The following is a 13,873-nucleotide window of genomic DNA, read 5'->3' on the forward strand; positions in this document are numbered from 1 at the left end:
GAGTGGGCTCATGATCCAGGACGATGCGCAGACCCGGGAGCGTCTCGAGGCGGCGCTGCACGTCTCTCGATGGGTGTCGCAGGTCGCGTCCGGGTGTCCGTACCCGTCCGTCGCCGCTCTCCTGGACGTCGCCGACCTCGCCGCCCGGGCGTTGTCCCCGGCCGAGGTCGACGAGGCGCTGGCGTCGCACCCGCGGATCGGTTCGCAGGGTTCCGGTTCGACGGCCTCGCTGAGCCGCGCGGAGCAGGCGTCGTCGACCACGGACGATCCCGCCCTGGTGGCGGCCATGGCGGCCGGGAACGCCGCCTACGAGGAGCAGTTCGGGCGCATCTTCCTCATCCGGGCCGCCGGGCGGACGCGGCCCGAGATCCTCGCCGAGCTGCACCGGCGGCTGGCGCTGTCGCCCGCCGACGAGGACCGTGAGGTGGCCGACCAGCTGCGCGAGATCGCGCTGCTGCGGCTGCGGACGTTGTTCGGGACCCCCTCGTCCGTGTCCTCTCCTGGGGAGCGTTCATGAGTCAGCTGACCACGCACGTGCTCGACATCGCGCTCGGCAGGCCCGCGGTCGGGGTGCCGGTCGTCCTGTCGGGACGAGTCGAGGGCGAGTGGATGCTCGTCGGTTCCGGGACCACCGACGACGACGGGCGAGCGCGGTCCCTGGCGCCCGCGTCGGTGCCCGTCGGGACCTACCGGTTCGTGTTCGACACCGCGGCCTACTTCGCCTCGACCGACCGGGCCTCGTTCCTGCCGGAGGTGGTGGTCGTGTTCGACGTCGTCGACTCGAGCCACTATCACGTCCCCGTCCTGCTCAGCCCGTTCGCCTACTCCACCTATCGGGGAAGCTGAGCCCGGCACGACGCGTACGACAGGCAGGGGCGACCATGACCGACGACGAGGCGGACCCGAACCCCGGGCCACCCGACTCCGCACCGCAGGCACCAGCCGGTCCACGCCGGCCGGCGCCCGAAGCGGTGGTCGAGGCCCTGGCGTCGCCCATCCGTGCCACGTACCGTTCGCTGCGCGTGGCGATCGTGGCCATGGCACTGCTGCTGGCGATCTCGATCGTCATCGAGGTCCTCTGGGGCGAGGGCCAGCGGTTCGGCTCCATCAGCGGCTACTTCTACTCGCCGGTGCGCAACGTCCTGGTCGGGACCCTCGTCGCGACGGGCCCGGCCCTCATCGCGATCAAGGGGCGCGCCGGCTGGGAGGACTCGCTCCTCGACATCGCCGGGATGGTCATCCCGCTGGTCGCGTTCGTGCCCGTCCCGTTCGACCCCGTGCCGGGCGGCTGCGGCGACGCCGGACCCTGTCTGCCGTCCGACCTCGTCCCGGCGGTGGACAACAACGTCACCGCCCTGCTGCTCGTCGGTGCTGCGGTGCTGGCGTTCGCCTGGCGGAACCGCGGGCGCGGGTCCAGCGCCGCCGGACGGGCGGGACTGGTCGTGACCACCGTCGTCTGGCTGGCGTTCGGCGTGTGGTTCGTCGCGGGGCACGCCTCGTTCCTGCTCCGGGCGCACTACGTGGCGGCCGTGGTGCTCTTCGCGTGCATCTCCGGCGCAGCCGCCTACGCCGCCCGGCACGTGGTGGAGCCACCCGTCGGCCGGCCCAAGGGGATGTCGCCGGAGTCGTACAGCAGGGCGTACCGGCTGATCAGCCTGTTCATGTCCGTCACCGTCGTCGCGGCCGGCGTGGCGGGGCTCGTCGGCTGGTTGCGGGGTGGCCAGCAGTGGCCCTACACGCTGTTCGTGGTCGAGGCGGTCCTGCTCGTGCTGTTCGTCGTGTTCTGGGTGCTGCAGACCGGCGAGAACTGGGACGAGGACGCCGTCGAGACGGCGGCTCGCTACGGCACGCCGCCAGCTGACGGCACGTCCTGACAGGCGTCAGTACTCGACCTTGGTGGGGCGGGCGAGCCACGCGTCGATGGGGTCGGATGTGGTCGCGATGCGGTTGGCGACGACCGGCATCGGCCAGGCGGCGCGGTCGGTGGCCAGCAGGTCGTAGAAGCGGGAGTCGTCGAATCCGGCGCGGCGGGCGTCGTCGCGGTCGGCGGCGTAGACGACCCGCTCCAGGCGGGACCAGAGGCATGCTGCGAGGCAGAGGGGGCACGGCTCGCAGGAGGCGTAGAGCGTGGCGCCGGCGAGGGAGAAGTCGTCGAGCGCGTTGCACGCCGCGCGGATCGCCACGACCTCGGCGTGCGCAGTGGGGTCGTTGTCGCGGGTGACGCGGTTCTGGCCGGTGCCGATCACCACGCCGTCGCGCACGATCACCGCGCCGAAGGGGCCACCGCCCTCGGCGACGTTGGCGGTGGCCAGGGCGACGGCCTGGTTGAGCCAGCGGTCGTCGTCGTGCTGCCGGGAGCCTGCGCCGCTGCCCGTCCTGTTCACGGGGCACCGACCGAGCGCGTCCAGGCTGCCTCGGCGGGCGTCGCCCCTTCCCGGACGATGGCCGCCTCGATCAGGCCGTAGGGGCGGTCGGCGGCCCAGAAGACCTCGCCCGGGTTCTCGAGGCCGAAGGGGCTCAGGTCCGACAGGAAGTGGTGCTTGTTGGGCGCGGCGAACCTGACCTCGACGACCTCCGGCACCTGGTCGATGACCTGCGTCCCCATGTGCCACAGCGTCTGCTGGAGGGCGAGCGAGTGCAAGGTTGCGAAGGTCGAGATCATGATCGCGCGGACCGTGGCGTAGGTGGCGTCGAAGTCGAGGTCGGTGCCCGCGTACCGCCACTGCGCGATCAGGGACGTGGCGAGGATGCGATCGGTCGTCTCCTGGAGGGTCGTGTACTCGTCCTTGAGGAAGCCCGTGAACTCCGAGCCGGTGGACTTGAGCACCGTCAGGTCCTTGAGGCCGGCGATGACGGTCGTCGCGCCGTCGTCGACCGTGACCGAGGCGGTCCGGACCTCCTGGCCGCTGCGCACCCAGGTGTGGTCGTGCTCGGCGCCGTCGACGACCGCGCGCACCCACGCGTACTCCTCGACGTCCACGCGGGCACCGGCGACCGGCTCGATGTCCGTCACCAAGTGCTCCGCCAGCAGGATGCCGAACCGTTCGGGCGACTCGATCCCGTGCGCCTTGGCGTAGGCGAACACCATGTTCTTCTGGGTGTCCGTGGGCAGCACCGCGGACTGGTCGCCCGTCAGGTACGCCGCCTCGAAGTCGCCGCGCAGCGCGGAGGAGACGTTGAGGTCGCGGATCTCGTGCCGAGGAGTGTCGCGAACGATCCGGACGACGCGCGTCTCGGCCTTGCCGTACTGGTGGGACTGCAGTCGGGCCGTCATGTCGGCAGTCTGCCTCGGTCAGATGACGGGCGCGTTTCCGCAGGACAACCGATGTTCGCGCTCACCCGGGCAGCTCGCTGCGCCGCCAGCCGGACGCGTCCAGACGGTACTCGCGGCGATGGCTCACGGAGTCCGCGGCCCCGGTCCAGAACGTCAGGCTGGTCGGGCGGACGCGGTACCCGATCCAGGTGTCCGGAGGGTCGAGCACGGGGTGGATGGCGCCGAAGTCGGCCCACGTGGTTCGACGTCCCTCCGGCGTGAGCTGGGCGACCTCCGGCGTGTTCAGCCAGGCGAGACGCTGGAGATAGGCCGACCGGTCGGCGAACGCGCGGTCCGACTCCGCCCGGTCGGCCCGTTCGACGGCCCCGCGCACGACGAGCTGGCGCATCGCCTCGGGCCAGCGCAGGACGAGGGCGGCGACGGGACGGGCGTCGAGCTGGGCGACCTTACGCGTCCTCGCGTCGGTGTGCAGGTAGAGGCCGGTGCGGTCGTACTCGCTGAGCAGCACCGACCGCGCGTCGGGGTCGCCCGACTCGTCGACCGTGGCGAGCGTCATCACGGGTCGGTCCGGGTCGGTGTTGTCGGGCAACCAGTCCTGCAGCAGCTGCCAGGTCTCGTCGGGAACCTGCGGGATCACGGCGCCCACTGTGCTGGGAACCGGCGGCGTGCGCACGTCGACGGCGCGGCCGGGCGGGCGGTGCTCACTCCGGGCTCACCCTGTGCTCACTCGGGGCTCGAGTGGGTGAACACGGCGATCTCGGTGAGGACGTCCACCGCCCGGCGGACCGAGGCGTCGAACAGGACGGCGCCCGCCGCAGCGGTGGCGCCGGTCGGGTCGCCGATGACCCCGTCGGGCCCGAAGTCGTTGCTGAGCCAGCCGAACTGGGCGGTGGTGCCGTTGAATCCGAGGTGGGTCATCGCGGCGATGTGCTCCGGGACGGTACGTCGAGCGTGGGCCATGTCGACGAGGTCAGGTCTCAGGTGCAGGACCAGCGACGTCTCGCCGTAGCCGGCGTGGATGCCGAGTCCGTGCTCGTCGGGCTCGTCGAGGCCGCCGGCGCCGGCGATCTGCAGGCCGGCGGGCATGGAGAACGTCATCAGCCCGTGGAGCCGACGGATCTCGCGCAGGGCGACGCCGAGGAGCGCGGTGTTGCCACCGTGGCCGTTGAGGAAGACGAGGCGCCGGGCGGGTGTCGTCGCCACCGAGCGACCGAGGTCCACGAGGGTGTCCAACAGGGTGCCTGCGCTGATCCACACGGTTCCCGACGCCCAGGAGTGCTCGTCGGACTTGGTGTAGGTGAGCGTCGGCAGCTGCCAGACGTCCAGACCTTCCGCGGCCGCCTGCTCGATCGCGGCGCTGGCGACGCTCTCGGCGATCAGGGCGTCGGTGATCAGCGGCAGGTGCGGCCCGTGGTGCTCCATCGCACCGATGGGGACGACGAGGACCGAGTCCGGGCCCAGGACCCGGGCCGTGGCGGGTCCGGCGAGCTCGGCGAGGAGACGGCTCATCGGATCGCTCCCTTCCGGGGGCCGGCGTAGTCGGGGTCGAGCTTGCCGGGGTTGAGGAGGCCCGACGGGTCGGTGACCGCCGCCAGGGCGACGGTGCGCTCGACCTCGAAGTCGACGTTCCACTGGTGCGGGTTGTGGACGCCCACGCCCAGGGCACCCAGGGCGGCGATCACGGACGCCAGTCGTTCCGGGCCCTCGTAGACGCCGGCGAGCATGCCGATCGGGACGGTGTGGCCGGCCTCGAGGTGCAGGAGGCCGCCGGGGATCGTGGCCTGGACCTCGTCGAGCCGGTCGACGAGCGCCTCGCCGCCGACCTCCAGGTGCACGTAGGTGCCCGGATCCGACGTCTGCAGCCACTCGACGGGGTGGTTGTAGGAGAGCACCGAGAGCTTGAGGGACGCCTGGGGCCCGTCGCGAAGGTCCTCGACGGTTCCGCCGGCCTCCAGGACGAGGGTCGTGGCCGCCTCCACGGCGCCCGGGTCCAGGATCGCGCGCAGGCTCGCACGGCCCGGTGGCAGGGCGTCGTCCGGCGGCAGGGCCTCGGCGATCGGCGCGGGATCCGCGGAGACCAGCCGCGGCGCCGGGGTGAGACGCCCGAGGTCGCGCAGCACCCGGAACGCGGCGTGCTGGTCGTCGAACGAGGCGTAGAACCCGCGCCAGTCCTGGAGCGGCTCCAGGCGGACGGTGACGCGGGCCAGGATGCCGGCGGTGCCGTAGTTGTGGACGTAGGCCTGGGCGGCCTCGCCCTCGACGTGGACCAGGGAGGCACCGGGCAGCGCGTGGACCACGTCCAGGGCGACGACGAACCCCTGGTGGTTGGCGCCGTGGACGATCGTGCCCGTCCCGCCGGACCCGCCGGACAGGAAGCCACCGATCGTCGACTGGGCGGTCGACGGGTACATCCACAGCTCCTGGCCGGTCTCGCGGGCCGCCGCCTCTATCGCGACCATCGTCGCGCCCGCCTCGGCGGTGACCCAGCCGTCGCCGATCTCGACGATCGCCCGGGCGCGGGTCAGGTCGAGGACCAGTCCGCCCTCCATCGGGATCGCCTGGCCGTAGTTGCCGGTGCCCTTGCCGCGCGGGGTGACCGGCACGCCGTGCGTCACGGCGGCCGCGACGCACGCGGCGATCTGCGTGGCGTTCGTCGGAAAGGCCACGACGTCGGCGAGGCCGAGGGGGAGCAGCTCGAGGATGACGGGGGACATCTTGGAGCCGTCCACGCTGACGCGTTCGCGGACGCGGGGGTCGGTGCTGACGCCGTCGTCGCCGAGGATGCCGCGCAGGTCGGCGATCAGGGCGTCGAGAGCGGTGGTGGTCTCCACGGGGGTACCTCTCGATCACGACGGCGGCGGGCCCGGCCGGAGCCAGCGCCCGCCGCCGTCTGGGAACGATCTGTCGATGGACGGAGTGCTCAGAAGCCGATCGACTGGTCGAGGAACTCGTTGGTGAACAGGTCGGTGGCGACCAGGCCGGACTTCGGGGGCGCGCCGGCCTCGGTGTAGATCGGCGTCATCGTGTCGATGATCTTCTGGACCCGGGCCTCGTCCATGTCGCCGACGTAGGCGTTGTCGCCGTTCGACGCGATGTCGAGGTCCTTCATCTGCGTGACGGCGAAGTCGGCGACGCCCTGGGAGTAGACCCAGCCGTTGTTGTACTGCTTCACCAGGTCGAGGATCAGGGCGTTCGTCGTGGCCGGGTCGGTGATGTAGTCGACGTCCGCCTGCTGCATGACGGGGACGAGCTTCTTGAGGCACGGGGTCAGGGACGCCAGGTCGGCAGAGCGGACCGACATGGCCTCGGGGTAGAGCGGGAACCCGGTGTCGTGGATGGTCTCCAGCTTCACGGGCTTGCCCCAGGCCGGGACCTCCTTCTCGTAGATGTACGGCTCGGCGGTCGCGAAGCCCTGCTGCGCGTCCTTGCCGCCCGCGGCGACGAAGTTGGCCGGGGTGCCGTCGTAGCTGCCGTCGGTGACCGACTCGTCGAGGATCCCCGAGCCGATCAGGTAGCTCATGTACGCGGCACCGTTGAAGTACCGGATGACCCCGCCCGAGTCCTTGAGCGCGGTGCCCAGACCCTTGATGTCGGTGACGTCCGGGTACGTGGCCGGGTCCCACATGATCATCATCGGGGACTTGTCGTTCTCGGCGAACACCGCCGTCGTCGGGAACTTGTCCGAGAGCTGGACGGCTTCGTCGGTCGAGACGTAGCCGAGGGTGATGTCCTTGTCGGTGTACATCTGCGCGGACGCCTGGGTGAAGCCGATGGCCGGGCCGCCCGCACGGACCTCGATCTTGACGCCCGTCGGCTTCCCGCCCGCGACGAGGTCGCCCTTCACCGTCTTCTGGTTGGCGTCGACGGTGTAGCCGGGCCCGACGAGCTCGTAGAGGTGTCCGTGGTCGGCCTCCGGGTTCCAGTCGGTCTGCACGACGACGGTGGCCGGACAGACGTCGGACAGGTCGAGGCTGCCCGCCGCCGCGGTGGCAGCGGCGACCGCGTCGGTGTCGCCTGAGCCGTCCGCGCAGGCAGTCAGGCCGAAGGCGGTCAACGCGATGCCGGCAGCTGCGGCGACGACGGTGCGGTTCGGAGTGCGCATGGTGCTCTCTTTCGGTTGGCGGACGTGCCGGCGGCCGCGGGGGTGGCCGTCGACGGGATCGGTACAGAAGGGTTAAGAGAAGTCGTACCAACGGCCGACGACGAGCCGCCCCAGCTGGCCGAAGACCACGAACACGGTCACGCCGAGCAGGGAGGCGACGATGATCGCGGCGTAGAGGTCCGGGCCTTGCAGGCGGTTGGCGTACAGCTGGATGAGGACGCCGAGGCCCGGGTTGCCGCGCTGGAAGAACTGGTCTCCGACGACGGCACCGACCACCGCGAGCCCGGCCGAGGTCCGCAGGCCGACGAAGATGGAGGGCAGCGCCGCCGGGAACTGCAGCTTCATCAGCATCGTCGCGCGGCTGACGCCCTGGAGCTGGAACAGCTCGCGCTGCTGCTTGGCCACCGACTGCAGCCCGAAGAGTGTCATCGCGACGAGCGGGAACAGGGCGATCAGGACCGTGACGATCACGCGGGCCTGGAAGTTGTACCCGAACAGGATCCCGATCAGAGGGACGAGCGCGAGGATGGGGATGCACTGCAGGACGACGGCGTACGGGAAGAGCGACCGCTCGATCCAGGTGGCCTGCGCCATGAGGACGGCCCACGTCACGCCGAGGACGATCGCGATCGCCAGGCCGGTCATCGCCACCTGCGTGCTGTGCAGGAGTGCGGTCATCAGGATGGCGAACTCGCCGTCCGAGAAGATCGCCTCCACGACCTCGTGCGGGTACGGCACGAAGTAGGGCAGGCCGCGCTGCGCGTAGTAGTAGGCGAGGGCGTACCAGAGCCCGATCATCAGGACGAAGACGACGATCGGTCCGAGCCAGGAGATGGTCGAGCGCTTGCGGCGTCGGGGCGCGACGGGCGTGACGACGCGCGCCTCGGCGGTGACGCCCTCGATCGTGGTGGCAGCCATCAGCTGTGCGCCTCCTTCAGGGCGTGCGAGACCTGTCCGACGACCTCGGTGAACTCGGGGGAGTACCGGATGTCGGGGTCGCGGGGCATGGGGAACGGGATGTCGAAGGACTGCACCAGCCGCCCGGGCCGGCCGGACATGACCACGACCTTGGTGGACAGGTAGACGGCCTCGGCCACCGAGTGCGTGATGAACAGCCCCGCGAAGTGCTGCTCGCTGAACAGCTTGAGGAGCTCGTCCTGCAGGCGGCCGCGCGTGATCTCGTCGAGCGCGCCGAAGGGCTCGTCGAACAGGAAGAGCTCGGGGTCGAGCGTGAACGAGCGGGCCAGCGAGGCGCGCATCTTCATCCCGCCGGACAGCTGCTTGGGCAGGTGCTTCTCGAAGCCCTCCAGCCCCACGAGCTTGATCGCCTCGCGTGCCTTCGCCCGGCGGATCTTCGGCCCGCGGCCCTTGAGCTCGGCCAGCAGCTCGACGTTGCCGAGCACGTTGCGCCACGGCAGGAGCGTCGCGTCCTGGAACACGTAGGCGATGTGGTCGGTGGCCAGCGAGACCGTGCCGGCGCTCGCCGTCTCCAGGCCGGACGCGATCCGCAGCAGCGTGGACTTGCCGCAGCCCGAGGGCCCGACGACGGAGACGAACTCGCCGCGGCCGACGGTGAGGTCGACCCCGGAGAGCGCAACCGTCCCGCCAGGAAAGGTCATGGCGACGTCCTCGAACCCGAGCAGTGGGCTGGGTTCCCGCACGGTGACGTCGGGGAGGGTGGTGGATGTCGTCGTGGACACGGTCACCTCGCTTCGGGGTAGGTGGGCAGGAGCGCCGGGGCGGCGACCCGGGAGTGCGTCTCGCTGAGGGCGACGAGACGTCCGGCGTGGAGGACGTAGCGGTCGAGGCTCGCCGTGGCGACGACCTCGACCAGGTCGTCCCCGCGCACGGCGAGGAGCTCGGCCCGGGCACCAGGTTCGATGCGGGCCGGCGGGAGGCCCATGACGTCGCGCGCGCCGGTGCTGACGGCGGCATACGCCTGGTCGACACTGAGGTGCCCGGCCACGACCAGGAGCATCGCGGTCTCCAGCGCGTCGCTGCGTCCGAGCGGGTTGAACGGGTCGCGCACGTTGTCGGCGCCGGCCGCGAACCGCACCCCCGCGTCGACGAGGGCCCGGACGGCGGTCAGCCCTCGCGGCGTCGCGACGTCGGAGTCCCAGCCCTGCAGGTACAGGTTGGTGATGGGGTTCGCGATGACGCCGACGTCGGCCGCGAGCACGTCGGCGATGACCTGGTCGCGACGAGGGCCGTCCAACGTGCCGAGCCGGACGCAGTGGCCCGCGCTGACGGGGGCCGTCCATCCGACGACCGCCCGCGCGAGCACGTCGAGCGTCACGTCGCAGTCGAGGCTCTCGTCGGTGTGGATGTCGACGCCGACGCCGCGCTGCCGGGCGATCTCCAGCAGCCGGGTCAGCTCGGCGGGCGCGTCCGGTGCCAGATGGGGCGCGCCGCCCACGAGATCCACACCGGCCGCGAGCGCGGCCTCGTGGTCCTCGGCGGGGGTCAGGTAGCCGCCGAGCGTCACGAGCTCCAGATCGAGCAGCCCGCGCAGCTCGTCGCGCACCCGGACCAGTGCGTGCACGCCGCGCAACGGGTCAGGTCCGGGCAGGAGGTCGACGTGGCTGCGGATGGCGGTGGTGCCGTGCGCGAGCATGGTCAGCGCCTGGGCCCGGGCGCGGTCCGCGATCTCGTCGACGGTCATCTGGTCGGAGTACGCGTGCCACGACTCGATCGCGAGCCGCAGGTCGCCCATCGGCGGCCGGATCGCGCCCCACGACAGCGCCTTGTCGAGGTGCGCGTGCGGGTCCGCCGGCGCCGGCAGCAGCAGGAAGCCGTCCAGCTCCAGGGTCGAGTCCGGGTCTCCGGGACCGAGGGTGCCTCCCGGGACGACCGCCCCGATGCTGCCGCCGTCGAGCCGGACGTCGACCACCGTGCCGTCCACGAGGCGAGCGTGCAGGAGCCTCTCGATGGGGCGGGGCAACGTGGTGATCGCGAACCTCCTCCGGGGAGCGCGTGGCTCACCCGGGGCGGGTGCGCCGTCGCGGGGTCTATATCTCCTGCTGGGTACGCACGCTAGGTACCTGCCGTTTCCCGTGTGTAACGGGAGCGGTCCTTCCACGTGACGGTGTTTGCGCTGCTGTTAACACGAGCCTCGTACGGTGCTCGGAACGAGATCTGGTCGTGTGCACAGGAGGCTCCGTGAGCGTGTTCAGCGACATCCAACGTCCGGTCGTGGTGCAGGCCCGAAGGGAGCTCGTCGAGGGTGTGCTCGCCCTGGACCTGGCCCCGACGAACGGCCGACCGCTACCGCCCTGGACGCCCGGCTCGCACGTCGACCTGCTGCTTCCCGGCGGTGTGGAGCGGCAGTACTCGCTCTGCGGCGACCCCGCGGACCGCGGGTCCTACCGCGTGGCCGTGCTGCGCGAGCCGGACGGTCGGGGCGGGTCCGCGTTCGTGCACGACGTCCTCGCCGTCGGGGACACGCTCCGGGTGCGGGGTCCGCGCAACCACTTTCCGTTCGACCCCGGCGGGAACCAGCGGACGGTGTTCGTCGCGGGTGGCATCGGGATCACGCCCCTGCTGTCGATGGTCCAGGCAGCCGACGCGGCCGGCGCCGACTGGTCGCTGCACTACGCGGGGCGCTCGCGGGCGACGATGGCGTTCCTCGACCAGCTCGCCGGCCAGCCGGACCGTGTGCACGTCTATGCGGCGGACGAGGGGCGACGGCTCGACGTGGCGTCGCTCGTGGACGGGCCGGCAGGACGCGTGTTCTGCTGCGGCCCGCGCCGGTTGGTCGACGCCGTCGACGCGCTCTCGGTGAACGGTTGGACCGTGCACACCGAGCGGTTCGAGGCACGCGAGTTCGGTCCACCCGTGTGGCCGGACGCGTTCGACATCGAGCTGGCGCTCAGCGGGTCGACGCTGCGCGTGCAGCCTGGCGAGAGCATCCTCGACGCGGTCGAGGACAGCGGGGCGGTCGTCGTCTCGTCGTGCCGGGTGGGCACCTGCGGGAGCTGTGAGACGCCGGTGCTGGAGGGCTCCGTGGAGCATCGCGACTCGGTCATCGGGCCGGGCGGAGCCGGCCAGACGATGATGATCTGCGTCTCACGAGCCGCCGGTCCGAGCCTGGTGCTCGAGCTGTGAGCGCGATGGCGCCCGCCCTAGCGGCCGACCCGACGTCGCAGGTCGGCCACGATCGTCGCCTCGTCGGCGGTCTGCAGCACGTAGTCACGAACCACGACGCGCCCCGCGACGACGACGTGCCGCGGCCGACGTCCGGGCGAGGCCCACAGCAGGCCGGCGACAGGGTCGGCGACGCCCGCGTCGGCCACCCCGGAGACGTCCCACACGCACAGGTCGCCCGCGGCGCCGGTGCGCAGGTGGCCGAGGTCGGAGCGGCCCAGGCCCGCCGCCGACCCGGAGGTCGCCATGGCGAGCACCTCGCGCGCGGCCAGCGGCCGGCCGACGAGCGGGGCCACCTGCATGGCCAGGCGTGCGTCGGCGAGCAGGTGGCCGGCGTCGTTGCTGCCGCCGCCGCTGGTGCCCAGACCGACCGCGACACCGGCGTCTCGCAGGGCGGCGACCGGTGCGATGCCCCAACCCATCGGCAGGTCGCAGCCGGGTGCGTGGGTCGCCGTGGCACCGGACGTGGCGACCCGGGCGATCTCGTCGTCCGTCACGCCGCACAGGTGCGCGAGCGTGACGTCGGGGGCGAGCCAGCCCCACTCCTCGAGCAGGTCCAGCGGGCGCCGGCCGTAGCGTTCCAGCGCGATCGCGACGTCCACCTGCTCGTTCGCCTGGGTCCGCCGACGCAGCCCGAACCGCGCCGCGACCTCGCCCAGCAGCCGGAACGTCTCGGGTGCGTCGCTGTGCACCCCCGCGGGTCCGACCGCGAGCTGGAGCATGTCGCTCTGAGCGACGACAGCCGCGATCTGGGACGCCGAGATCGCGGCTGCCTCGGGGTCGTCCCGGGCGGTGCCGCGCACGAAGACGAGCCGCACACCCAGCCGCTGGGCGGCCTGGGTGGTGCCGAGCGCGATCTCGAGGCACCGGTCGGAGTCAGACGGCCACGTGAGGTGGTGGTCGGCCACGGTGGTCACCCCGTCGAGGACGGCCTCGGCCAACCCCGCCGCCGCCGCGACGGTGCTCAGCTCACCGTCGAGCCCGGCGTCGGCGTACGCGGAAGCCATCGTCGGCAGCCACGTCGTCATGGGGACGCCGCGGGTGCCGGGCAGGGTGCGGAACGCCGTCTGCAGCAGGTGGTGGTGGGCGTTCACGAGCCCGGGGGTGATCACGCAGCCGTCGACGTCGAGCCGGTCGGCGTCCGGTGCTGGCGTCGCGCTCACGAGCCCGTCGACGACGTGCAGGTCGCCCGTGGTCTGCGTGCCTTCGTCGACCACGATGGCTCGGGCGCCGGTGAGTGTCAGCATGGAGGACTTGCTAGCACCTGCACGTGTCGAGGAGGTGACCTGGATGCTCGAGATCGCTGATCGGTTGCTCGCACGGCTCACCGACGGGCACCGGGTCGCCGTCGCCACCGTCATCTCGATGAGCGGCAGCGGGCCGACCGTGGTCGGGACGTCGATGGCCGTCGACGACACCGGGGCGGTCATCGGGAGCGTCGCGGGCGGGTGCGTCGAGGGTGCCCTGTACGAGCTCTGCGCGTCGGTCCTGGCGGGGACGGAACCGGGGATCCAGGAGTACGGCGTCACCGACGACGACGCGTTCGCGGTCGGCCTGACGTGCGGCGGCGTCCTGCGGGTGCACGCACGCGAGCTCGGTCCCGCGGATCTGCCGGCGCTCTCTGCGGCCGCCCACGGTGCGGCTGCCCGCGTGGTGGTGCCGTTGTCCGGAGTCCTCCCGACCGGTCGGGAGCTGCCGGACCGCACAGGCATCGTGCGGTTCACCGGGCCGGACGGCGGCGTCGAGGTGTTCGTGGAGGTCTCGGACGCGCCGTCCCGCATGGTGATCTACGGCGCGCTCGAGTTCTCCGCGGCCCTGTCGTCGGCCGCGCGGGCGGTCGGGTACCGGGTCACGGTGTGCGACGCGCGCGCCGTCCTGGCGACTCCTCGGCGGCACCCCGGGGCCGACGAGGTAGTCGTCGACTGGCCGGTCCGGCACCTGGCGACCTTGTCGCTGGGGCCGCGGGACGTCGTCGCCGTGATGTCGCACGACGAGCGCTTCGACGCCGACCTCGTGCTGGCAGCCCTGCGGTCCGGCGCCGGCTTCGTCGGGGCGATGGGGTCGAGACGCACGCAGGACCGCCGCACGGTCGCGCTGCTGGAACGCGGTGCGACCGCCGACGAGCTCGCCCTGCTGCACGCGCCGATCGGCCTCGACATCGGGGCATCGACCCCCGCGGAGACCGCGGTCTCGGTGCTCGCCGAGGTCCTGGCGGCCCGCGCGCACGCGTCCGGCCGCCCGCTGACCCGCACGGTCGGCCCGATCCACCGCCCGGCCCCGGCATGGCCCACGACGACGCCGACGTAGCTGAGCCCCGCCCTCCGCTCGACCTCCGCCCACCACCACCGCCCCAG

Annotated in this window: 15 protein-coding genes; 5 read left to right on the plus strand and 10 right to left on the minus strand. The window is 72.1% G+C overall.

The features are described from left to right. Window positions 1-10: 10 nt before the first annotated feature. Genes uraD through I847_RS0106475 form a run of 3 tightly spaced genes read left to right on the plus strand, consistent with a single transcriptional unit; the run spans window position 11 to window position 1,874 of the window. Window positions 11-517, plus strand: a complete 507-nt coding sequence (gene uraD, locus I847_RS22295; RefSeq protein ID WP_051274537.1) for a 2-oxo-4-hydroxy-4-carboxy-5-ureidoimidazoline decarboxylase — start codon at window positions 11-13, stop codon at window positions 515-517. After that, complete coding sequence (gene uraH, locus I847_RS0106470; RefSeq protein WP_028049046.1) at window positions 514-846, plus strand: hydroxyisourate hydrolase; 333 nt, start codon at window positions 514-516, stop codon at window positions 844-846. The genes uraD and uraH overlap by 4 nt, the downstream gene beginning before the upstream one ends. A gap of 35 nt (window positions 847-881) precedes the next feature. After that, window positions 882-1,874, plus strand: coding sequence for a hypothetical protein (locus tag I847_RS0106475; protein ID WP_028049047.1), 993 nt, complete (start codon window positions 882-884; stop codon window positions 1,872-1,874). A gap of 6 nt (window positions 1,875-1,880) precedes the next feature. Here the strand turns inward: I847_RS0106475 and I847_RS0106480 are convergent, their stop codons facing one another. From I847_RS0106480 to I847_RS0106520, 9 genes are all read right to left on the minus strand, one after another. Then, on the minus strand, window positions 1,881-2,384 hold the full coding sequence (locus I847_RS0106480) for a nucleoside deaminase (RefSeq protein WP_028049048.1): 504 nt from the start codon (window positions 2,382-2,384) through the stop codon (window positions 1,881-1,883). Further along, window positions 2,381-3,274 (minus strand): factor-independent urate hydroxylase, encoded by an 894-nt coding sequence (pucL, locus tag I847_RS0106485; RefSeq protein ID WP_028049049.1) that lies wholly within the window; start codon window positions 3,272-3,274, stop codon window positions 2,381-2,383. Before pucL ends, I847_RS0106480 begins: the two co-directional genes overlap by 4 nt. A gap of 61 nt (window positions 3,275-3,335) precedes the next feature. Then, window positions 3,336-3,911: a pyridoxal 5'-phosphate synthase gene (locus tag I847_RS0106490; protein WP_028049050.1), complete on the minus strand. Its 576-nt coding sequence runs from the start codon at window positions 3,909-3,911 to the stop codon at window positions 3,336-3,338. A gap of 86 nt (window positions 3,912-3,997) precedes the next feature. Then, complete coding sequence (locus I847_RS0106495; protein ID WP_028049051.1) at window positions 3,998-4,783, minus strand: creatininase family protein; 786 nt, start codon at window positions 4,781-4,783, stop codon at window positions 3,998-4,000. Next, window positions 4,780-6,105: an FAD-binding oxidoreductase gene (locus I847_RS0106500; protein WP_028049052.1), complete on the minus strand. Its 1,326-nt coding sequence runs from the start codon at window positions 6,103-6,105 to the stop codon at window positions 4,780-4,782. The genes I847_RS0106495 and I847_RS0106500 overlap by 4 nt, the downstream gene beginning before the upstream one ends. An 89-nt stretch (window positions 6,106-6,194) precedes the next feature. After that, the gene (locus tag I847_RS0106505; RefSeq protein WP_028049053.1) at window positions 6,195-7,376 is read right to left on the minus strand and encodes a hypothetical protein; all 1,182 of its coding nucleotides are present in this window, start codon (window positions 7,374-7,376) and stop codon (window positions 6,195-6,197) included. Window positions 7,377-7,448: 72 nt separating this feature from the next. Continuing rightward, on the minus strand, window positions 7,449-8,294 hold the full coding sequence (locus I847_RS0106510; protein WP_034609323.1) for an ABC transporter permease: 846 nt from the start codon (window positions 8,292-8,294) through the stop codon (window positions 7,449-7,451). Then, window positions 8,294-9,076, minus strand: coding sequence for an ABC transporter ATP-binding protein (locus I847_RS0106515; protein WP_231384115.1), 783 nt, complete (start codon window positions 9,074-9,076; stop codon window positions 8,294-8,296). Before I847_RS0106515 ends, I847_RS0106510 begins: the two co-directional genes overlap by 1 nt. Before the next feature lie 2 nt (window positions 9,077-9,078). Next, window positions 9,079-10,278 carry an amidohydrolase family protein gene (locus tag I847_RS0106520; RefSeq protein ID WP_231384116.1) on the minus strand — a complete coding sequence of 400 codons (1,200 nt, stop codon included), beginning with the start codon at window positions 10,276-10,278 and terminating at the stop codon, window positions 9,079-9,081. Between the two features lie 257 nt (window positions 10,279-10,535). On the opposite strand from I847_RS0106520, the gene I847_RS0106525 reads away from it, so the two are divergent. Then, window positions 10,536-11,480: a PDR/VanB family oxidoreductase gene (locus I847_RS0106525; protein WP_028049056.1), complete on the plus strand. Its 945-nt coding sequence runs from the start codon at window positions 10,536-10,538 to the stop codon at window positions 11,478-11,480. Between the two features lie 17 nt (window positions 11,481-11,497). Here the strand turns inward: I847_RS0106525 and I847_RS0106530 are convergent, their stop codons facing one another. Continuing rightward, entirely contained in the window at window positions 11,498-12,766 is a 1,269-nt protein-coding gene (locus tag I847_RS0106530; RefSeq protein WP_028049057.1) for an amidohydrolase family protein, read from the minus strand. Window positions 12,767-12,809: 43 nt separating this feature from the next. Here I847_RS0106530 and I847_RS0106535 point away from each other — a divergent pair, with 43 nt between their 5' ends. Next, window positions 12,810-13,826 carry an XdhC family protein gene (locus I847_RS0106535; protein WP_028049058.1) on the plus strand — a complete coding sequence of 339 codons (1,017 nt, stop codon included), beginning with the start codon at window positions 12,810-12,812 and terminating at the stop codon, window positions 13,824-13,826. The last annotated feature ends 47 nt before the right edge of the window (window positions 13,827-13,873 follow it).

The organism is Cellulomonas sp. URHD0024, from assembly GCF_000426185.1.
In the GTDB taxonomy this organism is placed as follows: Bacteria; Actinomycetota; Actinomycetes; order Actinomycetales; family Cellulomonadaceae; genus Cellulomonas.

Excerpts from the sequence above, each read along its gene's own strand:
- uraD (WP_051274537.1), top strand. The coding sequence starts at position 11 with ATGATCCAGGACGATGCGCAGACCCGGGAGCGTCTCGAGGCGGCGCTG.
- uraH (WP_028049046.1), top strand. The coding sequence starts at position 514 with ATGAGTCAGCTGACCACGCACGTGCTCGACATCGCGCTCGGCAGGCCC.
- I847_RS0106475 (WP_028049047.1), top strand. The coding sequence starts at position 882 with ATGACCGACGACGAGGCGGACCCGAACCCCGGGCCACCCGACTCCGCA.
- pucL (WP_028049049.1), bottom strand. The coding sequence starts at position 3,274 with ATGACGGCCCGACTGCAGTCCCACCAGTACGGCAAGGCCGAGACGCGC.
- I847_RS0106495 (WP_028049051.1), bottom strand. The coding sequence starts at position 4,783 with ATGAGCCGTCTCCTCGCCGAGCTCGCCGGACCCGCCACGGCCCGGGTC.
- I847_RS0106505 (WP_028049053.1), bottom strand. The coding sequence starts at position 7,376 with ATGCGCACTCCGAACCGCACCGTCGTCGCCGCAGCTGCCGGCATCGCG.
- I847_RS0106510 (WP_034609323.1), bottom strand. The coding sequence starts at position 8,294 with ATGGCTGCCACCACGATCGAGGGCGTCACCGCCGAGGCGCGCGTCGTC.
- I847_RS0106530 (WP_028049057.1), bottom strand. The coding sequence starts at position 12,766 with ATGCTGACACTCACCGGCGCCCGAGCCATCGTGGTCGACGAAGGCACG.
- I847_RS0106535 (WP_028049058.1), top strand. The coding sequence starts at position 12,810 with ATGCTCGAGATCGCTGATCGGTTGCTCGCACGGCTCACCGACGGGCAC.